Genomic DNA, 265 nt, shown 5'->3' with positions numbered 1-265 from the left:
CGCCCGCGCATCGAAAAGCGTCTCGCCAAGCAATGGCAAAAGCTCGGTGACGCCTTGAAGGACCCCGATCATGACCGTCATCGTCTGCGGTTGCTGATCAAGCGCGTGCGCTATGCTGCCGAGGCGTATCCCAACCTGGACAAACTCCCCGCCAAAGCGATGTCCCGTCTCAAGCGTGCCCAAAGCGCGTTGGGCGATTGGCACGACTGCTGGCAGTGGCTGGCCCAGGCCGAACACCAATCGGATTTGCAACCCTGCGTTGCGG

1 protein-coding gene is annotated in these 265 nt (G+C 61.9%); it reads left to right on the top strand.

The window, feature by feature from the left end; translation table 11 throughout:
- The coding region (locus SB765_RS30420; RefSeq protein WP_410932594.1) for a CHAD domain-containing protein at positions 1-265 on the top strand (265 nt) is incomplete at both ends.

The sequence above is a fragment of the Pseudomonas sp. SIMBA_067 genome (genome assembly GCF_046534675.1).
Classification (GTDB): Bacteria; Pseudomonadota; Gammaproteobacteria; order Pseudomonadales; family Pseudomonadaceae; genus Aquipseudomonas; species Aquipseudomonas putida.
Note: the sequence above shows the minus strand (reverse complement) of the source record. Positions and strands in the feature narration are given on the sequence as shown.